At 45.9% G+C, this 22570-nt stretch carries 17 protein-coding genes; 8 read left to right on the top strand and 9 right to left on the bottom strand.

What is annotated here, in order from left to right:
* Positions 1-24: 24 nt before the first annotated feature.
* Together GCWU000325_RS07145 and GCWU000325_RS12000 are read right to left on the bottom strand one after the other, a co-directional pair.
* Positions 25-1716 (bottom strand): AMP-binding protein, encoded by a 1692-nt coding sequence (locus GCWU000325_RS07145; RefSeq protein WP_006255671.1) that lies wholly within the window; start codon positions 1714-1716, stop codon positions 25-27.
* Between the two features lie 358 nt (positions 1717-2074).
* The gene (locus GCWU000325_RS12000; RefSeq protein ID WP_169303828.1) at positions 2075-2290 is read right to left on the bottom strand and encodes a hypothetical protein; all 216 of its coding nucleotides are present in this window, start codon (positions 2288-2290) and stop codon (positions 2075-2077) included.
* A 191-nt stretch (positions 2291-2481) separates the two neighbouring features.
* Between GCWU000325_RS12000 and GCWU000325_RS07135 the strand changes: the two genes are divergently transcribed.
* From GCWU000325_RS07135 to GCWU000325_RS07125, 3 genes are read left to right on the top strand one after another with little or no spacing between them, the layout of a single operon-like run.
* On the top strand, positions 2482-3078 hold the full coding sequence (locus GCWU000325_RS07135) for a hypothetical protein (RefSeq protein ID WP_006255668.1): 597 nt from the start codon (positions 2482-2484) through the stop codon (positions 3076-3078).
* 2 nt (positions 3079-3080) lie between these two features.
* The gene (locus GCWU000325_RS07130) at positions 3081-3374 is read left to right on the top strand and encodes a winged helix-turn-helix domain-containing protein (protein WP_006255667.1); all 294 of its coding nucleotides are present in this window, start codon (positions 3081-3083) and stop codon (positions 3372-3374) included.
* Between the two features lie 22 nt (positions 3375-3396).
* Positions 3397-3822 carry a DUF2141 domain-containing protein gene (locus tag GCWU000325_RS07125; protein ID WP_006255666.1) on the top strand — a complete coding sequence of 142 codons (426 nt, stop codon included), beginning with the start codon at positions 3397-3399 and terminating at the stop codon, positions 3820-3822.
* A 44-nt stretch (positions 3823-3866) separates the two neighbouring features.
* On the opposite strand, the gene fmt is transcribed toward GCWU000325_RS07125, so the two are convergent.
* Genes fmt through GCWU000325_RS07110 form a run of 3 tightly spaced genes read right to left on the bottom strand, consistent with a single transcriptional unit; the run spans position 3867 to position 7255 of the window.
* Positions 3867-4835: a methionyl-tRNA formyltransferase gene (gene fmt, locus GCWU000325_RS07120; protein WP_006255665.1), complete on the bottom strand. Its 969-nt coding sequence runs from the start codon at positions 4833-4835 to the stop codon at positions 3867-3869.
* Between the two features lie 2 nt (positions 4836-4837).
* Positions 4838-6643 (bottom strand): chloride channel protein, encoded by a 1806-nt coding sequence (locus GCWU000325_RS07115; protein ID WP_006255664.1) that lies wholly within the window; start codon positions 6641-6643, stop codon positions 4838-4840.
* A gap of 12 nt (positions 6644-6655) precedes the next feature.
* The gene (locus tag GCWU000325_RS07110; RefSeq protein ID WP_211205533.1) at positions 6656-7255 is read right to left on the bottom strand and encodes an L-threonylcarbamoyladenylate synthase; all 600 of its coding nucleotides are present in this window, start codon (positions 7253-7255) and stop codon (positions 6656-6658) included.
* 498 nt (positions 7256-7753) lie between these two features.
* On the opposite strand from GCWU000325_RS07110, the gene GCWU000325_RS07105 reads away from it, so the two are divergent.
* Entirely contained in the window at positions 7754-8818 is a 1065-nt protein-coding gene (locus GCWU000325_RS07105) for a CNNM domain-containing protein (RefSeq protein ID WP_006255661.1), read from the top strand.
* Positions 8819-8987: 169 nt separating this feature from the next.
* Here the strand turns inward: GCWU000325_RS07105 and GCWU000325_RS07100 are convergent, their stop codons facing one another.
* Positions 8988-9971 (bottom strand): acyltransferase family protein, encoded by a 984-nt coding sequence (locus GCWU000325_RS07100; protein WP_006255660.1) that lies wholly within the window; start codon positions 9969-9971, stop codon positions 8988-8990.
* Between the two features lie 789 nt (positions 9972-10760).
* On the opposite strand from GCWU000325_RS07100, the gene GCWU000325_RS07095 reads away from it, so the two are divergent.
* Positions 10761-11264 (top strand): hypothetical protein, encoded by a 504-nt coding sequence (locus GCWU000325_RS07095; protein ID WP_006255658.1) that lies wholly within the window; start codon positions 10761-10763, stop codon positions 11262-11264.
* Position 11265: 1 nt separating this feature from the next.
* Here the strand turns inward: GCWU000325_RS07095 and GCWU000325_RS07090 are convergent, their stop codons facing one another.
* From GCWU000325_RS07090 to GCWU000325_RS07080, 3 genes are all read right to left on the bottom strand, one after another.
* Positions 11266-12777, bottom strand: a complete 1512-nt coding sequence (locus GCWU000325_RS07090; RefSeq protein WP_040599701.1) for a PAS domain-containing protein — start codon at positions 12775-12777, stop codon at positions 11266-11268.
* A 323-nt stretch (positions 12778-13100) separates the two neighbouring features.
* Positions 13101-15410, bottom strand: a complete 2310-nt coding sequence (locus GCWU000325_RS11020; RefSeq protein WP_050756626.1) for a GH25 family lysozyme — start codon at positions 15408-15410, stop codon at positions 13101-13103.
* A gap of 288 nt (positions 15411-15698) precedes the next feature.
* A complete protein-coding gene (locus tag GCWU000325_RS07080; RefSeq protein WP_006255655.1) occupies positions 15699-18380 on the bottom strand; it encodes a valine--tRNA ligase in 2682 nt (893 codons plus the stop codon).
* Positions 18381-18939: 559 nt separating this feature from the next.
* Between GCWU000325_RS07080 and tig the strand changes: the two genes are divergently transcribed.
* From tig to clpX, 3 genes are all read left to right on the top strand, one after another.
* Positions 18940-20286 carry a trigger factor gene (tig, locus tag GCWU000325_RS07075; protein WP_006255653.1) on the top strand — a complete coding sequence of 449 codons (1347 nt, stop codon included), beginning with the start codon at positions 18940-18942 and terminating at the stop codon, positions 20284-20286.
* Positions 20287-20436: 150 nt separating this feature from the next.
* A complete protein-coding gene (gene clpP, locus GCWU000325_RS07070; RefSeq protein WP_040599481.1) occupies positions 20437-21099 on the top strand; it encodes an ATP-dependent Clp endopeptidase proteolytic subunit ClpP in 663 nt (220 codons plus the stop codon).
* A gap of 9 nt (positions 21100-21108) precedes the next feature.
* Positions 21109-22356 (top strand): ATP-dependent Clp protease ATP-binding subunit ClpX, encoded by a 1248-nt coding sequence (gene clpX, locus GCWU000325_RS07065; protein ID WP_006255651.1) that lies wholly within the window; start codon positions 21109-21111, stop codon positions 22354-22356.
* Positions 22357-22570 lie beyond the last annotated feature (214 nt).

The raw sequence follows: 22570 nt of genomic DNA, 5'->3' as shown, positions 1-22570 counted from the left end.
GCCAAGCCGCGTAAGGATTTCTTACTAAGCCTTTTCAAAGTTGCTCGTATAGAGATAACGTTTGATAGAGCGCTTGGGCGTTTTTTCAAACTCTTCGCTATGGATGCGTATGCCGGAGAGCTGCTCGTAGCTGTTGACCATCGTATTCAACTCTTTGCGGTTTTGCTCCATTTTTTCTTTCAATTGTTCTTCGCTCAGATTGTCGCGCTTCACCTCTTCTTCATCCGGATAGACGAGTCCAAAGAGTCGATCTCCTTCTTGAATGACAATACATTCTGCTACATAAGGCAGGATATTCAATTTCTCTTCGATCTCTTCCGGATAGATATTCTGCCCGCTTGAGCCAAGCAGCATATTCTTGCTGCGCCCACGGATGTACAAGAAGCCATCAGCATCAATAACACCTAAATCGCCCGTGTGAAACCAGCCATCTTTATCTATGGCCGCCTCCGTAGCCTCCGGATTTTTATAATAGCCGAGCATTACATTGGCGCCGCGCACCAAGATTTCGCCCACGATGCGTTGCGGATCCTTGCTATCAATCTTGATTTCCATATGCGGAACGACGCGACCGCAAGAGCCTAAGCGGCGTTCGTGCCAATCGGCATACGTAATAATGGGCGCACACTCTGTTGCTCCATACCCCACGGTGTAATTGAAATTCATCTTATACAAGAAGTTTTCAATCTCGCTATTAAATGCCGCGCCGCCGATTATGATTTCATAGAACTTTCCACCGAAAGCCGCCACAAGTTGCTCGCGAATCTTATCGCGGATTCTCTGATTGATCAAGGGCAACTTCAGCAATACTTTCATACTGGGTGTTTGCAACTTGGGGAGAACCGACTTGCGTATGATTTTTTCGATAATCAAAGGGACTGCAACGATCAAGTCGGGCTTCACTTCGGCAAAGGCTTGGAAGATGATGCGCGGACTTGGAACGCGCGTGAGGAAATAAATATGGATGCCAATCAAGAATTCGTAGAAGAATTCAAAGCTCATGCCATACATATGTGCCATCGGCAACATACTAATCACTTTACTTCCGCGCTCCAACTTATGACCTAAAACGCTGTCGGCAAAGTCCATATTCGACCACAACGCACGATAAGGGATCAAAACGCCTTTAGAGTTGCTCGTTGTTCCGGAAGTATAGTTCAAAATAGCCAAAGCATCAGGGTCTGATGCAGGGCGATAATTAACGTGCTCTTGGCGGAAATATTTGGGGAAGCGTTCACCAAAGATTTTGTTAAGCGATTCGCGCGCCTGCACCAATTGCTCTGAACGGCTGAGTAGCAAACTATAATCGACCAAGCTGACTATGCCCATCAAATCAGGCATTTGCTCGGCATCCAACTCCGGCCACGCTTGATCGCCGGCAAAAAGCAGGCGGGCGCCGGAGTGATTCACGATGTCGTGTACTTGCTTTGCTTTAAATTCGTGCAAAATCGGGACTGCGACTGCTCCATAAGTCAAAATCGCTAACAGAGCTGAAGCCCATCCGGAACTGTTTCGGCCGCACAAAGCTATCTTATCGCCGGGGTGAATATCGGCATATTCAAAGAGAATGTGGAGTTTTTCGATCTTTCGTGCAACGTCGTGATATTGCAGGGTCGCTCCCTGATAATCGGTGAAAGCATCTTGATCCCAATGCTCTTTCAAACTGTCCTCTATTCTTTTGATAAAATCTTTATAGTCGTATGCTGACGGATTCATTTTCTACTAAATTTTAGCACAAGTGTGTTTTAACTGTGCAAAATTAAGCAATAAAATTGGAATGTAAGGACCTCGCAGGGCTATAAACGCCCTATTTGACGGTTAAAGTCTCAAATTCTGCTCCGTAATAAGCATATAATTTTTGTAGTTTGGATCAGAATGGGTAGAATGAGGACAAATAGTCATAAGAAGGCGCAAATACCAACGCAGCTATACTGCCTTTGAAAAAGGTATCGCCTACTGTGAGCAAGGATGTTCTAACAATCGGCTACTCTAACAATTCCGTAAAGACTGACAACATTCTTCACAAAACGCCGCCGGTAGATAGTAGGGCACAAATGCCAATAAATGAATCGTTTTATGACGAATGATTTTCGTTTGCTCCCACCAAACAATGGTTTGTTGCCACCAAACGATAGTTTGCTCCCACCAAACGATGGTTTGCTGCCGCCAAACAATAGGCTGCTGAGGTTTGCGCAACTTCAGCGGCAAGATCGTCAACCGGCCTTATGTGCTTGGCAGTCATTTTCACCCGCACCGCGAAGAAAAATCGATTTTCCAAAAATTTACGCAAGATTTCTTGGTTTATAAAATAAACTACTTTATCTTTGCACCAGGTTTAAGAGCGGCAAAATCAGGAAGTCGCTTATTTTAAACAGCATTTGGTTTATAATATAAACTTCTTTATGAAGCCCACTCCGATGCGAACACGCTTACATTGCTGCAAAAGACAACGAAATACAAACTCGCAAAATAATACTCAAAATGGAAGAGAAAAAGATTTCAGAGAAAGAGAGTCTGAAACTGATCATGACAATGATCGACCAGACGAAAACGGACGATGGACGCCACAGCGGCGACACCATGTTAATATGGGGTTACCTTACGACGCTGCTTGGACTTGGCATTTACGGACTGACGCTGGCTACAAACACACCGCAATGGAATCTGCTCTGGTTAAGCTTACCCTTTGTTGGTTTTCTGTCATCTTATTTATTTAGCAGGCAGCGAGAAAAACCGATGAAGACGTATGTGCGCTCAATGATCAATCAGCTGTGGATGGTCATCGGGACGGCTTTTATGCTCATGATGATTATCTTTCCCATATTGGGCAGCAATTCAGCCTACATACAGCCGCTCGTACTGCTCTTTTGCTCGGTCGGAGTAAGCGTAAGCGGTCTTATTAGTCAGGAGCGCTTACTGACCTACCTACCCTTCCTGCCTTTTTGTCTGGGCTTGCATCTGTTAGTCCAACTCTCTCGCGGAGGCATTTACTATAACTCGAATCTATGGTTTGCGTTGGGTTTCGTCGTACTGATGATTATTCCCGGCCATTACCTCAATCATAAATACGCCAAATAACTATGTTGCCGGAACTCGACCCCTTGTTGCACTCCCAATTGCGCTTGGCCGTCATTTCTCTGCTCAGCAATGTCGTAGAGGCAGACTTCGTCTATCTCAAAGAGAAGACGCAGGCCACGGCAGGCAACTTGAGTGTGCAAATAGAAAAGTTAGGCGCTGCGGGCTACATCCACGTAGAAAAGACCTTTGCCGGAAAGAAACCGCGCACTGTATGCCGTCTGACCTCAAAAGGAAAGCAGGCATTCGAAGCTTATGTGCAGGCGCTTCAGTCATACATCTCGACATTAAACCCCTAACTCAAATAAAAAATATCTGATTATGAAAAAGTTTTTGTTTGTGCTGATCTGCTCAGCATGGTTCGGCCTCAATCAAATGAAGGCCCAGAGTTTAACCGTTCACATCCAAGGGATTGAACAAGACAAAGGTAAGGTTTTCGTAGCCCTGTTTAATAGTCAGGAAACGTGGCTGAAGCAATCGTTTAAGAGTCTTGAGCAGGACGTAACGGGTGCTACTTGCACGGTAACTTTCTCGGATCTCCCCAAAGGTGAATATGCCATCGCCATTTTCCACGACGAAAACGGCAACGGCACTATGGATTTTGGAAAAATGGGAATCCCCATTGAAAAGTTTGGGTTCAGCAACGATGCAAAGTGCGTTATGGGCCCTCCGGCTTTTGAAGATGCAAAAATTGTGTTTGAGAAAGATGCAGAAAGCACCATAAATCTTCAAAAAGTAGAGCTTTAAGCTTAACGAACTACGCGTGTTCGTTGCCGACAATAAAGCCTTCCCTACTCCACCCTTTCATTTCCGAAAGGACGGAAGCCACGAAGGAAATCGGCAACGGGCAGGCGTTTTTTTCCGGCCGGTTGTATTTCCTTTAAATGCAAATAACCATCGCTTAAAGCCACTTTCAAATCGGCTTTATCTGCAATGATGATGGTGCCAACAGGCGCTGCGGGCGTGCAAAATTCCTTTTCTGATGAAATTATTTTAAGCGCTTGCTGCTTCTCACCACTCACGAAGGTGGTCCAAGCTGCGGGATAAGGAGACAAACCACGGATGTGATCGTAGCAACGCTTGACACCCGCACTCCAGTCTATCTTGCAGTTATCCTTAAATAGTTTCGGAGCAGGCTTAAGCGGTTCATCGGTCTGCATTTCTGCTTGGGGAATGGCCTCAATATCGCCTTCAATCAGTTTGTTTATTGTTTCAATCACTAAATCTCCGCCCAGCAGCATCAAGCGATCGTGTATATCTCCGGCCGTATCCGTATCTGAGATGGGGACGCGAACTTGTTGGATCACATTGCCTGTGTCTATTTCGTGCTGCAAAAAGAATGTTGTGATACCGGTCTCACGTTCGCCATTTATTATGGCCCAATTGATGGGCGCAGCGCCTCTATACTGCGGCAATAATGCGGCGTGAAGATTAAACGTTCCGAAACGCGGCATTGCCCAAACGACTTCGGGCAACATACGAAAGGCTACGACGACTTGCACATCCGCCTGCCAAGCTTTTAATTGAGTCAAAAAATCAGGATCTTTTAAACTCGCAGGCTGCAAAAGTGGTAATCCGTGGGCCTCAGCAAAGATTTTGACGGCTGATTTTGAAAGGATGCTTTGATGGCGTCCGATCGGTTTATCGGGCATCGTAACTACGCCGACAATATTATAGCCGCCATCGACCAATCTCTTTAAACTCTCAACTGCAAATTCAGGTGTACCAAAGTAGACTATACGTAATGTTTCTTTTGTCATCGTTATTCTTCTGAAAAGTCTTTCATTAGCTTTCTATATAAGCTATATAAGCGGGTCTTAGATGCAAAACCGACAAAAATACCTTCACCATCAAGCACGGGAAGCATTTCGGCCTCGGTTTCTTGAAAGCGATCCATAACCGAAGACATAGCATCGAGCGTTTCTAACGTAATACGGGGCTTCTGCATCAATTGCTCTGCCGTATATAGGCCATACAACTCGCTTCTGAATATAACTTTGCGCAATGCCTTTAAATTGACGATACCCAAAAGTGCGCCAGCGCCATTAACCACCGCAAAGTCTTCTCCTTGCGCATTGGAGACGATACGCACAATTTGGCCCAATTTCATCTCCGGACGCAACACCGGGACGCTTTTATCAATAACAGCATCCAAGGTCATTAGCGTTAGGATCGATTTATCTTTATGGTGCGTGAGTAATTCGCCATTACGCGCCAAACGCATCGCATAAATACTATGGTGTTCAAACAAATTGATCGTCAGAAACGAAACAGCTGAAACAATCATCAGAGGTAGGAAGAGATCATAACCACCCGTCAACTCTGCAATGAGGAAGACGCCGGTCAAAGGCGCATGAAAGACGCCGCTCATCAAACCCGCCATACCCAAGAGTGCATAGTTGCGCTCCGGAACGTGGATGCCTAACAAAGAAAGACTATTCCAAACCTTTGAAAAGAAATATCCGCCCAAACACCCCATAAACAAACTCGGCGCAAAAGTACCACCGCAACCACCGCCGCCATTAGTCGCCGTCGTTGCAAAGACTTTAAAGAACAAGATTAAGCCAAGGTAGATCAGAAAATATTCAGAATGATTAAAGAAAAGCGAATTGTTCATCACGCTTTCGGCCTTTATTGTGCCGGCATCATTCAACAAAATCGCTATGATATTGTAGCCTTCGCCATAAAGCGGAGGGAAGAAGAAAATCAAAATCGCTAAGATTGTTCCTCCTAAAGCGACTCGTTTAAAAGTACCATTGATGCGCCCGAAAACTTGCTCAAACCAATTCATCGCTCGTGTGAAATAAAGCGAAAGAATGCCGCAGAAAGCGCCGAGACAGATAGAACTGGGCACACGCTCAACGACAAAGGGATCGTTTAAGTGAAAGCTAAACATCGCAGCGGGGCCGGTCAGGAAATAAGTAACACAGGTAGCCGTCAGCGAAGCAATCAGTAGGGGAAGCAAAGAAGCCATCGTCAAGTCTATCATCAAAACTTCAAGCGTAAAGACGATTCCCGCAATGGGTGCCTTAAAGATACCGGCAATTGCAGCTGATGCGCCACACCCGATAAGCAACATTAATTCTTTGTGCTCCAAATGAAACACTTCGCCAAGGTTGGATCCGATGGCCGAACCTGTTAATACGATCGGCGACTCCGCGCCCACTGAACCGCCAAAACCAATTGTTAGGGAAGAAGCTAAGATACTTGACCAAGTATTGTGGCGGCGAATGTGCCCTTGTCGGCGCGAAATAGCATAAAGGATGCGCGTAATGCCGTGTCCGATGTCATCACGAACAACATACTTAATAAAAAGCGCTGTCAACAATATACCAACGAGCGGATAAACCAAGAAAAGCCATTGCGCCCTTCCGACATCAAAGCGGAAAGTCAGCAAAAACTGTATCTCATGGATTAGCCATTTTAGAAGCTGTGCTGAAAGCGCAGCTCCCACGCCCACCAAAAAGCTAAGCAGTTGTATAAATTGCCGACGATTAAGATGACTTTGCAAGAAGAGCAAGCCTCTCAGGATCGGATTGTACCCACGGTCTATTGCTGCTGTCGTCACGTTGGCGTCTATTTATTGGCGAATGATTTGTACCGTCCCATCGAAAGACAACTTAATTATAGCAGAGGCCGAAGCCGGTTTACGTTCATTCCTGCGAGACGTACAAATATAATCAACTGCCTCTTTTATTTCATCAGAGATTGCATCAAAACAAGCTGCCGAAGGCTCGCCGCTCACATTAGCCGAAGTCGAAACAATCGCGCGTCTGAAGCGAGCGCATAATTCGCGGCTAAAAGGTTCCTGCGTAATGCGGATGCCAACGCTTCCATCTTCAGCCAGCAAATTTGGAGCAAGATTACGCACGGTATCGTAAACAATTGTTGTCGGCCGAGTAGCATAATCTATAATATCCCACGCAGCATTAGGCACGTCGCGCACATAAAACTGCAATTTTGCTTCAGAATCGACCAATGTAATCAAGGCTTTAGAGTCTATACGACGTTTTATATCGTAGACTCTCTGTACTGCCTCCGGATTAGTCGCATCACATCCTATCCCCCAAATCGTGTCTGTAGGATAAAGTATAACTCCGCCGCGGTTCAACACCTCTACGGCTTGCCTTATATCCTCTCGCCAGGCTTTAGAGATGGGTTCTTGCTTTTGTTGATCCATCTGGCCGGACATCTTATCTGTCAATCCTTTTTTCATGATTTGCCTATGCAGGCCTTACCTGCAAATCTTCTCGCGAAGGTACAGCAATTTTCCTTTTTTGCCAAGATTTACGTCTACTTAGTTAGAAAAACTTCGTCTGTTGCTGAGCTTTCCGCTAGAGAGATTAGGCTTATTCACCAGCAACACGACATTAAAACAACTCAAAGTCTTGTCTCGCCAAACGTTGCTTCATTATTGCGCAGGCTATCCTGCTTTTTTTGTAAGCATGTGCGCAATCTTCATTATATATATTGTATGCCCTTCGTTTCTGTCAAGTTCTTGTAAGAATCATACTTGTTTTTGGTTAATCAATTAAGAATTTCTATCTTTGCAGCGATCTAACATTGCGAAACGACGCTTTATTTGAAGGTTAATGAAGCGCATTTTTGCCCTTTCAGGGCCGAGTTTCAGTTTACTTCTAGCGTTTTGGCAGTGAGCGAGATACTTTTTTAATTATACATGGGGCTACTCATATTCTACCTTTTATTGGCATTAGTCGTTTCTTTCCTTTGTTCTATTATGGAAGCGACTTTGCTCTCTACGCCATTCTCTTTTATTACGATGAAAGAGGAGGAAGGCTCAAAAGCAGCTAAACATCTTCGTAAATTCAAGCAGGACATTGACCGTCCTATTTCAGCTATTCTGACTCTGAATACCGTTGCCAATACCGCTGGTGCTGCGGGCGTCGGAAAGCAAGCGGCCCTCGTTTTAGGAGAAGAATGGTTTGGCTGGGTATCTGCGGGTTTAACCTTGCTTATTTTAGTCTTTTCAGAGATTATCCCCAAGACTTTAGGCGCTAATCATTGGCGTCGCTTGGTAATTCCTATGACGCCGGTCTACAGAGCCTTGGTTTTTCTCACTTTTCCTTTTGTTCTGATGGCGGAGTTCATTACGCGCTTCATCTCGCCCGGACAAAATGCTACTTCGGTCAGCCGCGAGGAAGTTTCAGCTATGGTTACGGCCGGCACGGAAGAGGGTGTGTTCAAGCAGAAGGAGGATCGGATGATTCAGAATATGCTTAAACTTTCGAAAGTAACGGCGCGCGAGATTATGACGCCAAGCAGCGTCGTCGAGATCGCTGATGAATCAATGACGGTCACAGAGTTCAGGCAGCATGAGCGCTATCAAACTTTCTCAAGAATCCCTGTTTACAAAGACGATAAGGACGATTACATTACAGGATACGTCTTACGCCAAACAATCTTGGAAAAACTTTCAGAAGATAAATTTTCAATGCGACTTTCGGAGCTGGTACGCCCCATTTTGTCTTTTCAAGAGACGGAAAGCGTCTCAACCATTTGGGAGCGATTATTGGAAAAGAAAGAGCACATTTCCGTAATCATCGACGAATATGGCTGTTTGCGCGGCATTGTAACGATGGAAGACGTCATCGAGACCATGCTGGGCACAGAAATTGTCGACGAGAAAGATACCGTCACCGATATGCAGGCCTATGCTCGCGAACAGTGGATTGAAAATCAGCATCGGCAGGTAGCCGATAAGCAACGCAAACATAGCAAATAAGCTATTTTCGGCGCTTAGTTGCGACCCAAGTACAAAACATACGAAATTCCCTTCACCGCCCTTGGCGTGGTGAAGGGAATTTTTCGTTTACGCTTGATGAAGTATGAAGATGGTCGGCATATCAAAAGATCTGCACCCCAACATACTTATTATACGCTTAGCAACTCTTTCAATGCAAAATCTTTGATTGGCCAAAGAGGCAAACAGCTGTGTGCGTTTTCTCCATTACCCTTGCTATCACCAAACTACCTCCCACAGCGAGGGAAACGGCAATCACCAAGAAGAGCATCCCCGTCGGATCAAAAGCGAGGAAAGGCACAAGCGGCTTGACTAAGAGCGTGAAAACCGGAGAAAACAAGAGGATAACAAGCGTATTTCGCCCTATAAACAACAAGCGGCCGTTAGTTTTGAAATAAGGATAAAGGCCCAATAATCCGCAAATCACGCAATAGACAATCAATACGCCTACAAAAGTCCCACTATGCAACTGATCAGGCCAAAACAGCAATGCGGTAAAAGGGATAAAACCCCATAATCCGAGGCGAAAAAAACTGATAAAATCTTTATGCAGGAAGCGTATGGCGATGCCACCTGCAAAATAACAAGCGTGCGTGAACGAGATTAAGTGTAAACCAAAGGCAAGTGCACCATAAGCAAACAAGACGATCGTCCATTTCATCCAATTCGCCAACAATGGAAGTCGCATGATTGCAAAATACATCACACTACAAATCACAAGCGTATGCAAGTACCAATAAGGCCCTAAAGGTTTGAGCCACAAATGCTGCAAGAATGTCCCGACGGTCAGCGAATCGATGTGCTCGCGAATCGGCAAAAAAGCGGCTAAGATAATATAAGCGCCCTCCATAATCAAGTAAGGGAGGAGCAAACGCCCCATTCCGCGCAAAAACTTCCTCGCCGTTTTTTGCGTATTAGCCAAATAGCCTGAAATCAAGAGGAATCCCGGCATATGAAACGTGTAAACCACGGCTTTAGCATAGGGATATTTATTGCCGATATAGACTAAGTGGAAAGCTACCATCAGCAGGATGAATACGGCCTTTAGAAAATCCAATTCATCCATGCGCTTAGCGCTTCCTCCAACTTGTTTTTGACGCAGCACAGCAGGCCGACAAGGAGTTGTTATGCTCATTTGAAAAATAATATCCGACGATCTCGCGCCACAATCGCCCAAGCGGGCAAACAATCAGCACATAACAAGCGCTAAGCAGCCTTTGCAGATGCTAAGATTGTGCATCTAAGACTTTCTGTGTAAGCTTTGAGCGCACACGCACCTGTTTATTATCGCCTCTATTCGCTAATACTCACCTATGGTTTTGATTTGCAAAGGTAATATTCCCCACCGACAATGCTTTCTTTCTACTTAAATATTCTTACGTAGCCGTTTCTAAAACCGAAAGTCTCATTTCTTCTACAAAAATTCTAAGCTCAGCATTCCGCCGACGCAAGTCGGCTATTTACTCTCGTGAGCGCACGTTTGTCCCCTCGTGAGCGTACGAACGTACGCTCACGAGAGTAAATCTCTACCATCACGAGCGTACATTGAGCCGCAGCGCTTCGATGCTGTGGAAGTCAATGCGAGAATATCTGAAAAAAGAAAAAAACAAAGCGATTATGGGCTTAATGCCCTCAATACGCCACTTTACGGAAGCAAAAAACGGACAGGGTTATTACTTTTAGCGATGCTTTACGCGAAAATCATTAACCGATAGCAGAATCTTGGTTACCTTTGTCGCCACAATTCGATGCTGCGGTCAACAAATCCAGACATAATCATAACAGACTGCACACTCGCAGACAAACGGCCTTGGGGGCCGGCACTTTAGCGCACTATCAATTTGCAGCAAACTAATGTGCTTAACAATAATAAGCAACGCGCGAACGAAAAGTGTGTTGACCACCAACAAAAACAAATTAAACGATGAAGCAAATACGACTGATTTCTCTCTGCTTACTACTTTGTACTGTTTTCGCCTCACTGAAGGCGCAAGTAAACACGCAATTCGATGGAGCTTATAGCGGCGCGGCCTACAATATTAAGATGAAGGGCGAACTAAAGCCTTCACAAAAGATGGTCTTTCGTTTACACAACGGCGTGTTAACGGGAGCTGTACCTAAAATTGGCAAGATGCCCGGAACGATACTCTTTTCCATAAAAGGCATAAGCATAAGTTCTGACGGCACGATGAAGACCTCCGCGCCAAATGCGGGGAGTATAAAGATGATGAAGCTGTTTAACTCAACACTTTATTGGGATAACACGGTCAAAAACGAGGCGCCCTTTTACGGCCATGTACAGCAGGTGGACGGCACGAATGTATTGACGCTTCGACTTAACATCTACAGCAAAGCAGCCGGACTCTTTCGCGTACCGGCCTCTGTAAGTTTCAAAGGAAAATCACAGCGGCCGGCAGCAAAAAAGTAACTTAGGCGTGCGCAGCTATCAACTTTTGCAAACTTTGCAAGAGTTCGTCTACCGACATTCCGCTGCGCTCACTCACATCCTTAAGTGTCGCGCGTGCCACAATCAGTTTGCCGAGCGGACTATTGAGCATCTTAAACTCCGGCCGAAGTTTCACCAATTCAGTTTTGAGCCAGGGATAAGTTTTTAACAAGTCCTTCAAACGCGTTTCAGCTGAAAGTGGCGCATTGGCCGATTGAGAAGCTTCCGCCGCCTCATCTGTTTCTTCAGCTTCCCACGTCAAGAGCGTGCGCGAGCCTTCCAAGTCACGAATGTGCGTACAATCCTGCATCATTTCCAAAACGCCACGGAAGCGTCCGGCCTCATCTCTTACCGCATAGTAGATGATGTAGATGAATAAACCCGGTTTGTTAATCCAAAATTCAGCCTTATCTTGCTCCCCATTACGAAATTTGTCTACAATTTCTCGTACGATGTGCACACTGGACCGTGGATGGCAATTGGTAACCTGACGACCGATAACATTCTTGCTACGCGGGAAGACGCGATGCGGCGTATCCGAATAGAATTTTACAAGTTCGTTTTCATCAACAAAAGAGATATCTACGGGTAAATGGCGAAAAATCAAGTTGATTTGCTCTAATGTAAGCTTTCCGGTCTTAACTTCTAAAACCTGATCCTTATCATTGCCCACCGAATAACCATATTTTCCTAACAAAGCCTGTAGTTCGGCTGCAAATCCGCTCGTCTCTGTAGCCGGCGTTTGTGTAGGCTGCTTGGCAAGCGACGCCTCCGGCTCAATAAAAGCGAACCCAATTTCTCGGTCCCCCTCCTTCATCTCTTCAAACTCAGCAGGAGAAATCATCGCTAAGGACGTAGGATAAAGAATCGTCTCTTCTTTTTCCATCAAATCGCGCGTATAAGCCAGCACATTCTTTTGGTGCGCCAAGAATTCATCATCCTTATCTTCATCAAGCAAGCGCTTAGCCGCCTTAATCTCATCGCGGACAAAATCGTCGAAAGTCCACATCGTCGTTGTAGGCCTATCAAAGCCCTTTTTCTCCAACAGCGGATAAAGCTGGTTCTGCTTGCGCGTATAATGCACGGGATATTGCAGCAGCGCCTCATACAGTTCGAGCCACTGATTCTTGATCAATGGGAACTGCAACAAGTTCTCGACCTCGGCCAAATATTTCCGCATCTCATCATTCTCACGATAGTAAAGCATAATGGGATGGTCAGCCGGCAAGTCCGGGCGCGACGTATCCAAGAAGCCATCCAGCAGCTGCAAAGTCTTTTTCATATCGACTTTGCGACACTCTTCATCGTCAGCGGGCACAAGGTGCTGCTCTGCCTTCGCAATGTCATAAGGGTGTACACGCCCCACTTTCTCACTCAGTTGGCGACGGGCTTCTTTCAAGTCGATTTTACCCGTCTCATAATCCTCCTCGATTTGTAAGAGAGCGCTCAGTCGCTCCGTATCTTTGGCCGAAAGGCCGCGTAGCATATCTTCCATTGCCTTAATTATTTGTTTCACATTAATGAACTTGAAGGTTGCAACAGTGCATCGGGGCTTACCCCTACTCCATTGATGCTAGCTTCACGCCTGAATTATTTGTATGTGCTGCAAAAGTAGAGGAAAACGTTTTGCTTTCCTGTATCATTTGTTACAAGCCCTATTTTTTAGGAAAATATTATTTGCCAATTGATTACTCTGTTTGCGACAAATTATTTTAGAACGCCAATGGCCAACAGAAATAACTTCAAAGGTAAACACGACTTTAACTGACTCAAGCTACATACACATGGCTAAGTAATTATCAATAAACAAATAGTGCATTAAGGCGTATGCACCATATTTTGTAAAAATTGCGCTTTAGAACCATTAAATACATTGATATCTACTTCACCGTGAATACCTCTGACGCGGCCTTCCGGCGTTAGTTGCCAATACTCCAAATGAACGTAAGGCTTATATTCGCTATAACGCGCAATCCACATTTTGTATTTCAGCAAACTTTCGGGTGCATAAGACAAATAATCGTTGACAAAAAGTTGGCTGACATACAGAACCGGACGGCGCCCGGTGCGTTGCTCCACGATGCGCAGCCATTGTAGCATACGATTAAAAAGAACATCACGCCCACCGATGCGCTCTATCTGCTTGTGCGAAGGCTCCACGTCAAGCATTGGCGCCAAATCTCCGCGCATTCCATGCGTTTGCTTCAGAAAAAAGGAAGCTTGCTCTGCAGGAGGCGTGTAGGTAGAAAAGAAATGATAAGCTCCGGCGTGCAGACCGTTTCGCAAAGCGCCATCCAAGTCTCCTTTATAGTATTTATTATAAAGCGTTGCACCTTCAGTTGCCTTAATATAAACGAAGGTAACGGTGTAATTGATCTTCCCTTTTACCTTGCGCGGGAGCGTTCCAAGACTCGTGATGCGTAATCGAGAAAAGTCTATGGCGAAGCGCTGCTTCCCCAGCTCGTGTTGGTGGCGGGAAATATCAATGCCATACACTCGGTCCGCATTGTAAACCATCTGTTCGCCTAAGAAACGACCTTTTCGCCAAATGCCGGCACGGACAATGTGGTGCAAAGAAAGCCCAATACCAAAACCATTACGTTTACCTTTCCGCCAAAGTCCTTCATAATAGTCGCCCTGCTCATTCGTAAAAACACCAAAGCCCGTGCGACGAAAAGCTTTGTCGATGCCGCCGACATAAAAATCGCTCTCCGTCCGGCAAGATCCCTGATAGAGCGTATCGGCCTTCCACTGTCCGGTGTAAATACGCCCGCACTTATCGATATAAACCCCGAGTCCTTCGCGCTTATCTTTCAGCCATTGACCGGCATAGACTGACCCATCGGCATATTGCATACGTCCGGAACCAACGCGCACACCGTTTAAATAAGAACCCGTATAGCGTCCGCCGGGCAGTGAGCGCGACACGTAATGATCAGCTATTCGTTGCCAACCGGAAACGTTTGACCGCAAAGGCTGAGTAAGGCGGAGCGAATCTGTGGCTAAAGCACGCGGCTGACGAAACCACAGCTTAACGCCTTTTATCCAATTGTCGAAGACTCTCGACGGGTAAGAATGATTTGAATAAAACAATTTAGACAATTCATCTCCCACATTCGTTTTACCAAAACCAACAACGCCGCACACCTGCCCGAAGCTATTCAACATAGGTCCGCCTTCAGCTAAAGGCAGATTTGGCTGTGTAGTTTTTGCTGCATCAGGCAAGGCTATCGATGCTTCTTCCGGCGTCATCAATTGATAACCCAAAAAGTAATGCGCACCTTGCCCGAAGGCCCACGCTTGTGGATTAAAACGATAAATCACAAATCGATGCGCCTCTTTAGGTAAACGCTCTGCGTCCAATTGTAACAAGATGAGATGAGCCGTTTGATCGCCCGTATAATGTGCCTTATACTGACGCGACACGATAGAATTCTCAACCTCCTGCTTGGTCGTTATGCGATAATTTTCTACTCTTTTTGCCGCCAAGTGCTTTGACGGAAGCATTTTCAACACGAGTTGCAGAAGCAAATCAGTTTTCACTTGCCGCCTTATAATACTATCACGCAGCGTCATTACGTTATTGTAGCCGCCATCAACGACCGTGTGAGAGTGAGCATAGTTATCTAATTCACGTCGTAAAATCTTTTGTTTACTCATCTCTGCTTTCAAGGCTTTGGCCAACATTTGTAACCGAACCTGTAAAGTTTCGTTTGGAAGTTTTTCTGGCAGACGAGCATGAAGTCGCCTCGTCGTAACTAAGTGTCCGGCATTAGAAACGAAGAAGCCGGTAGCAGTTGTCTTTTTATAAATGGAATCGGGGCGCACATCTACTTTTGGCGCAATACTATCTGTTGTCGTCCCCTCTATATATAATGTATCCCCCTCGGAAGACGTTACGCGATAACAAACTTCAGCCTCAATCAGCGCCACACCTTTCAATTGTCGCTGCAAACCATTAGGTATAAAGACCCAAGCACAGAGGGAAAAGAGCAACACGGCCAATACAGCCCACCAATACCGACGACACCAAGTCAAGCGCGCACCAACCTTGCGCCGAACCCGACGCCGCAAACGGCGACTTTGTAGGATCTGCTTACGAATTGGAGAACGTCTTTTATGGCTCATTGTTTTGCTGCTATAATAAGGTGCAAAATTACCACATCGCGCAATAATTAACAATAATAGACCAAGGAATCTATCAGCTCCGCGTTTATCTTCCCTTTTAAAGCATTTGTATTTATACAGAGAGCGAAGCGGGCGAGGCGTAAGTTCAAGAATAAAAATAAGGCGCACCAAGTTTTTACTTGGTACACCTTATTATATATAGTCGTTTTAACCGACTTTCATTCATCAAAGCAAAAGCTGGCTTTGCAACATACGTTCATAGCTCCGCAAAGTCTTGGTGGAATCGCTTCATTCTTTCGCTAAATCTGCAAGGCGCGCTTGAAGTGATTGGATTTTCGCTTCAGCATCGCTCTTCTTCTTCCGCTCTAAGGCGACAACGGCTTCAGGTGCATTGGCTACGAACTTCTCGTTACCCAATTTCTTTTCGATGCCGGCGAGGAATTGCTTCAAGTGGGCTAATTCTGCCTCAGCTTTAGAGCGCTCTGCCTCAATATCGATTAAGTTGCCTAAAATAACGGCGAATGTATGCGTACCTACCATAAAGACAGACGCATTAGCATTCTTCTCAGTTACCTCGGTGATGCTACTAATGTTGGCCATCTTCTCGATAATTCCATTGTCCGACTTCACCGGATTCTCACCGATTACTTCCAGCTCAAGACTTTCTTTCTTCGCAATGTTCTTCGCATTGCGCACGGCGCGCACTCCCTGCACGATGCATTTAATTTGCTCAAACGTTGCCAAGATTTGCGCGTCTTCAGCTTGCGGTTGCGCTATATTTTGCGGGTCGATCATGATGCTTTCTCCCGATTTACGCTCTGCCAAGTGTTGCCAAAGTTCTTCGGTAATAAAAGGCATAAACGGGTGGAGCAAATGTAGGAGATCATTAAAGTAAGCTTTGACCTCGTTAATCGTCCGGCGGTCGATCGGTTCACCGTAAGCCGGCTTCGTCATCTCAAGCAGCCAGCCGCTAAACTCGTCAGTAATCAGGCGGTAGATCTCCATCAGGGCCTCGCTTAAGCGATATTTTGTGAAGAGATCGGCAATTTCAGCTGCACTCTTGCGCAACTGAGCACCAAACCAATCCAAGGCGCGGCGCGCCGTTTGCGGTTGCGCGCCGTCAGATACTTCTAACGAGTCAATCAGACGGAAGCAGTTCCAAATCTTATTGCAGAAGTTGCGCCCTTGTTCGCATAAGCTGTCATCATATAAAATGTCGTTGCCCGCAGGTGCGGCCAGCATCAGCCCCATTCTGACGCCGTCTGCGCCAAAACTGTCTATCAAAGCCAAAGGATCGGGAGAATTGCCCAACGACTTCGACATCTTTCGCCCAAGCTTGTCGCGCACGATACCCGTAAAGTAAACGTGCTTAAAGGGCATCTTTCCGGTATATTCATAGCCCGCCATAATCATTCGAGCTACCCAGAAGAAGATGATGTCCGGACCGGTTACGAGATCGGCCGTCGGGTAATAATACCGAAACTCCTCATTGTTCGGATCAGAAATACCGTTGAAGAGCGAGATGGGCCACAACCACGAAGAGAACCACGTATCCAGCGCGTCCTCATCTTGCTTTAAGTCTTTGGCTTCAATGGTTGCGTCGCCTGAAAGTTTGCGTGCCTCCTCTACGGCTTCCTCGATGGTTTCAGCTACAACGCAATCGCCATTGGGCAGGAAGTAAGCCGGAATGCGATGCCCCCACCAAAGTTGGCGCGAGATGCACCAATCCTTAATGTTGCTCAACCAGTGGCGATAGATGTTCTTATATTTTGTCGGGTAAAATTTGATTTCATCATTCATTACCGGCGGCAATGCGAGGTCGGCGAAGTGCTGCATCTTGAGAAACCACTGCATAGAGAGCTTAGGTTCAATAGGCACGTTGGTGCGCTCTGAGAAGCCAACCTTGTTGACGTAAGACTCTACGCGCTCCATCAAGCCTGCAGCTTCTAAGTCTTTCTCTATTTGGCGACGCACGTCCAAGCGATCCTGTCCGACGTAAAGTTCGGCGGCTTCGCTCAGAGTACCGTTGTCGTTGAATATATCTATGGAAGCCAACTTGTGCTTTTGGCCCAGCATATAGTCGTTGACGTCATGCGCAGGCGTTACCTTCAAACAACCCGTACCGAAAGCGACATCGACATATTCGTCTTCAATGACGGGTATCTCGCGACCAACGAGCGGAACGATTACTTTTTGGCCCTTGAGCCACTGATTTTTGGGATCTTCTGGGTTGATACACATTGCCGTATCTCCCATTATCGTTTCCGGACGCGTCGTTGCAACGACAGCATAGCGCCGCCCTTTCTCGTCGATGTGTACGACGGAGCCTTCGGGGGCTTCCTTTTGATCGTCGTTGCTCAAATAATAGCGTAAGTAATATAGCTTTGAGTTTTCCTCTTTATAGATTACTTCCTCATCACTTAAGGCCGTGAGCGCCTTTGGGTCCCAATTGACCATGCGTACGCCGCGATAAATCAATCCCTTTTTATAAAGATCCACAAAGACGTGTATGACGCTTCGCGAACGCTCCTCGTCCATCGTGAATGCCGTGCGCTCCCAATCGCAACTAGCCCCTACGCGGCGCAGCTGTTGGAGAATAATGCCGCCGTGTTCGTCTGTCCACTCCCAAGCGTGCTTCAGAAATTCCTCGCGCGTGAGGTCTGTTTTCTTGATACCCCTTTCAGCCAGACGGGCTACGACTTTAGCTTCCGTGGCGATGGAGGCGTGGTCAGTTCCAGGCACCCAGCAGGCGTTCTTGCCCTCCATTCGCGCGCGGCGCACGAGAATATCTTGAATCGTTTCGTTCAGCATATGCCCCATGTGCAATACGCCTGTGACGTTGGGGGGAGGGATTACGACTGTATAGGGTTCTCTTCCGTCCGGGTGAGAGCGGAAGAGGTGATGCTTCATCCAATAATCATACCACTTGGTCTCTACGTCCTGTGGTGTGTATTTAGCTGCTAATTCCATGTTTTGTGGATTATAGTAATTAAGGCTGCAAAGTTAAAGAATTTTGCTTACTCTTTGTGGTTCGTTTTCCCGTTTTTGCTTTGTCCTACCTCTTGTTGTTATTGTTTGCTGCCACCAAACTATCGTTTGCCGGCGCCAAATCATTGTTTGCCGGGACCAAACCATCGTTTGGCGGCAGCAAACAATAAGATCGTCAGGGAAGAGTTTGCGCCACGACGATGAGAAGCAATTGAAAATAAGTCTTGCTTAAGCAGAAACTTATTGTTCTTCATAAAATTAGGACAAGCGCTGTCTGTAAATCCATTTTAACCCCTTCCGCAAATGGTTATCAGGAAGAGAGCGAGCGACATTAGTCTAAATATAAGCGCTTTATGTCGGTAAAATCTCAGCGACTGTGGCGATAAATCGGGCATAAGAAGTAGATAGAAAGCGAAAAAAAGGATGAAGATGAGGGTAAGCCGGAAGAAATTGTTAACTTTGCGCGCTCCTCACCTTAAATTGTGGGTGAAAGGTGCCCTTTACTGTAAGATAATAAAAACAATAAATAGAAGATAATTCGATGAACATTTCATTTGAAAAGTCCACTCCGGTCAGTGGTACGATTACGATTCAACTCGTCAAGGCTGATTATGCAGAGAAGGTCAATGAGGCATTGAAAAAAATGAGCCAAAAGGCGCAGATGCCGGGATTCCGTCCGGGAAAGGTGCCTTTCAGCTTGGTAAATAAAATGTATGGTCCGCAAGCAAAGATGGAGGAAGTGAACAGATTGCTTTCCGACAAATTGTTTGGCTATATTAAAGAACAAAAATTGGAAGTACTGGGTGAACCGATGGGCAATGAGTCGCAAGCTCCTCAAGACATAGAGAATCAAGACGACTTCGAATTTAAGTTTGATATTGCCTTGGCGCCCGAATTCTCTATCGAGTTGAACAAAAAAGACAAGGTCGACTATTACGAAATCGAAGTAGACGATGCACAAGTCAATAGTCAGATTGAAGAAATGACGCGTCAGGCCGGCCATCCGGAAGATGTTGAAGAATATCGCGATGGTGATATTCTCCGCGGCCCGTTAACGGAGCTCGATGAGCAAGGACAGCCGAAAGAAGGCGGCATACAAGTAGAGCGCGCTTCATTGATGCCGAATTATTTTAAGGCTGACGATCAGAAAAAGCTGTTTGACGGTGCGAAGAAAAACGACGTCATCACTTTTAAGCCTGCTGAAGCTCACAGCGATGTTGAGGCTGCTTCTTTGTTGAAGGTAAAGAAGGATGAGGTAGCACAACACGCCGGCGATTTCTCTTTCCAAGTTGAAGAAATAAGCCGCTTTGTGCCGAGCGAACTCGATCAGAAGTTGTTTGATCGCATCTTTGGTGAAGGTCAAGTAAAGAGCGAAGAAGAATTCCGCGCGAAGATCAAAGAGCAATTGCAGCACCAACGCGTAGCTGATGCTGATTATAAGTTCTTACTGGACGCTCGCGCTTATGCTGAAAACAAAGTGGGCGAACTGGAATTCCCGAAAGACTTGCTGCGCCGCTTTATGTTGGCTAACAACAAGGATAAGGACGAGAAATATGTTGACGACAACTTCGACTCCAGCTTGAAAGAATTGAAGTGGCAACTGATTCGCGAAAAACTGACGAGCGAGGCCGGCATTAAAGTAGAAGACGCTGATATGAAAGAAATGGCGATTTCTGCTGCTCGTTTCCAATTTATGCAATACGGCATTAATAACGTGCCCGATGAATACTTGGAAAAATATGCGCAAGAAGTGCTGCAAAAGCAAGACCAAGCGCGTGCTATCTTTGATCGCGTAATAGATACGAAACTCACAGCTGCATTAAAAGAAAAAGTTGGCTTGAAGAAAAAGAAAATTTCTCAGGAAGACTTCGAGAAACTCTTCAAGTAATCTCTACAAAATAAGCACGTTTTTCAGAGGCGACGCTCCTTTATCCTATTGTAAGGCGCGTCGCTTACTGATAAATAAAGATAGAAAGACGTGCAGATTGGCATAATGATTGCCTTTCCTGTCTTTCTATACACACAATATAATATAGGAATGAGGACAGACTTTGAAAAATTCGCCACGGGCAAGTTGGGTATCAATTCTATGGTACTCGATGACGTAATTAAGGCGCAAGCGCAATATTTGAACCCATATATTTTGGAAGAACGCCAATTGAATGTAACGCAAATGGACGTTTTCTCGCGCTTGATGATGGATCGTATTATCTTTTTGGGGACACAAATTGACGATTATACGGCCAACACGCTGCAAGCGCAGTTGCTTTACTTGGATTCAGCAGACCCCGGCAAGGATATTTCCATTTATATCAACTCTCCCGGTGGTTCGGTCTATGCAGGCTTAGGCATCTACGACACGATGCAGTTTATCGGCAGCGACGTAGCAACCATTTGTACCGGTATGGCTGCTTCTATGGCCGCCGTCCTCTTAGTGGCGGGCAAGGAAGGTAAGCGCTCCGGCTTGAAACATAGTCGCGTGATGATCCATCAGCCGATGGGCGGCGCACAAGGACAGGCTTCAGACATTGAAATTACGGCTCGCGAAATACAGAAATTGAAGAAAGAACTCTATACCATTATTGCCGACCATTCGCATACCGACTTTGAGAAAGTATGGCAAGATAGCGATCGTGATTATTGGATGACCGCAGAAGAGGCAAAAGAATATGGTATGATTGACAAGGTTCTGACTAAGTAACAAACAGGAATGGCTAAAAAGAAAAAGTGTTCTTTTTGCGGAGTAGAGGAAAGTGGCGTCAGCGTAATGTTTTCCGGTCCTGACGGCAGCAATATTTGTAACAATTGCATCGAAAATGCTTATCATTTATTGCGAGAAAACGGCCTGACTCCCCTTGACGGACTGGAAAATATCAGCAAAGAAGATATTGATCTTAAGCGCATACCACGTCCGCAAGAGATAAAGTCTTACCTGGATCAGTATGTGATCGGGCAAGAGGATGCCAAGCGCTATTTATCCGTATCTGTCTACAACCATTATAAACGTTTGGCACAGGAGAATCTGGACGCTGTCGACGATGGTGTGGAGATCGAAAAGTCTAACATTATTATGGTAGGCACGACCGGTACAGGAAAGACGCTCTTGGCACGCACAATAGCTCGCCTTTTGGATGTTCCTTTCACGATTGTTGATGCTACGGTCTTCACGGAAGCAGGTTACGTGGGTGAAGACGTGGAGAGCATTCTCTCACGCTTATTGCAAGAGGCTGACTTCAATGTGGAGCGCGCAGAACGAGGCATTGTCTTTATTGATGAGATAGATAAAATTGCGCGCAAGAGCGATAATCCGAGCATCACGCGCGATGTGAGTGGCGAGGGCGTGCAGCAAGGAATGCTTAAGCTGCTCGAAGGATCTGTGGTGAACGTTCCGCCAAAGGGAGGCCGCAAACATCCGGATCAAGATTACGTTCACGTCGATACTCGCAACATCCTCTTTATTTGCGGAGGTGCTTTTGATGGCATCGAAAAGAAGATTGCACAGCGTCTGAATACGCACACCGTCGGCTACGACAACGTGCAACGCGTGAAGAAGATTGATCCGGCCAACTTGATGCAATACATTGAGCCGATGGATTTGAAGTCTTTTGGCTTGATTCCAGAGATTATTGGCCGACTCCCGGTCCTCACATATCTCAATCCGTTGGATGAGGCTGCATTGCGCCGCATTCTTGTTGAGCCGAAGAACTCTTTGGTAAGACAATATGAGAAGTTGTTTAAGATGGACGGCGTTACCTTGACTTTTGCAGAGGATGCCCTCGACTTTATCGTAAACAAGGCGATGGAATATAAACTTGGTGCGCGCGGCCTTCGCTCTATTATGGAGAGCATTATGATGGACGCGATGTTTGATATTCCTTCGGCTAAGGAGGATACTTTTAAGGTGACGGCTGCTTATGCTAAAGAGCACTTTGAGAAGAACAATCACATGCTCAATTAAGCTTTCGGCATACCATATTATATACTCCCCCACTGATAAGAATGCAGTGAGGGGATTTTTATTACTACAAATTTGTATATGATAAGCACTCACAGACGCAATGCAGTTACATCTTTTACATTTGTTTTTGGCTATAACTCATCTGCGCACTCCCGACTACAAAGAATGAAAGAGAAAACCTTTTGTTTTCTTCACTTCTTTGCGTAACTTCGCC

The sequence above is a fragment of the Alloprevotella tannerae ATCC 51259 genome, from assembly GCF_000159995.1.
Classification (GTDB): Bacteria; Bacteroidota; Bacteroidia; order Bacteroidales; family Bacteroidaceae; genus Alloprevotella; species Alloprevotella tannerae.
The sequence above is the reverse complement of the archived record's forward strand: the minus strand, read 5'-3'. Positions and strand labels throughout refer to the sequence as shown.

What these genes read in the sequence shown, in the direction of transcription:
- tig (WP_006255653.1), top strand. Translation starts at nt 18,940, where the DNA reads ATGAACATTTCATTTGAAAAGTCCACTCCGGTCAGTGGTACGATTACG.
- GCWU000325_RS07095 (WP_006255658.1), top strand. Translation starts at nt 10,761, where the DNA reads ATGAAGCAAATACGACTGATTTCTCTCTGCTTACTACTTTGTACTGTT.
- GCWU000325_RS07105 (WP_006255661.1), top strand. Translation starts at nt 7,754, where the DNA reads ATGGGGCTACTCATATTCTACCTTTTATTGGCATTAGTCGTTTCTTTC.
- GCWU000325_RS07130 (WP_006255667.1), top strand. Translation starts at nt 3,081, where the DNA reads ATGTTGCCGGAACTCGACCCCTTGTTGCACTCCCAATTGCGCTTGGCC.
- fmt (WP_006255665.1), bottom strand. Translation starts at nt 4,835, where the DNA reads ATGACAAAAGAAACATTACGTATAGTCTACTTTGGTACACCTGAATTT.
- clpX (WP_006255651.1), top strand. Translation starts at nt 21,109, where the DNA reads ATGGCTAAAAAGAAAAAGTGTTCTTTTTGCGGAGTAGAGGAAAGTGGC.
- GCWU000325_RS07135 (WP_006255668.1), top strand. Translation starts at nt 2,482, where the DNA reads ATGGAAGAGAAAAAGATTTCAGAGAAAGAGAGTCTGAAACTGATCATG.
- GCWU000325_RS07145 (WP_006255671.1), bottom strand. Translation starts at nt 1,716, where the DNA reads ATGAATCCGTCAGCATACGACTATAAAGATTTTATCAAAAGAATAGAG.
- clpP (WP_040599481.1), top strand. Translation starts at nt 20,437, where the DNA reads ATGAGGACAGACTTTGAAAAATTCGCCACGGGCAAGTTGGGTATCAAT.
- GCWU000325_RS07080 (WP_006255655.1), bottom strand. Translation starts at nt 18,380, where the DNA reads ATGGAATTAGCAGCTAAATACACACCACAGGACGTAGAGACCAAGTGG.
- GCWU000325_RS11020 (WP_050756626.1), bottom strand. Translation starts at nt 15,410, where the DNA reads ATGAGCCATAAAAGACGTTCTCCAATTCGTAAGCAGATCCTACAAAGT.
- GCWU000325_RS07100 (WP_006255660.1), bottom strand. Translation starts at nt 9,971, where the DNA reads ATGAGCATAACAACTCCTTGTCGGCCTGCTGTGCTGCGTCAAAAACAA.
- GCWU000325_RS07110 (WP_211205533.1), bottom strand. Translation starts at nt 7,255, where the DNA reads ATGGATCAACAAAAGCAAGAACCCATCTCTAAAGCCTGGCGAGAGGAT.
- GCWU000325_RS07125 (WP_006255666.1), top strand. Translation starts at nt 3,397, where the DNA reads ATGAAAAAGTTTTTGTTTGTGCTGATCTGCTCAGCATGGTTCGGCCTC.
- GCWU000325_RS07090 (WP_040599701.1), bottom strand. Translation starts at nt 12,777, where the DNA reads ATGGAAGATATGCTACGCGGCCTTTCGGCCAAAGATACGGAGCGACTG.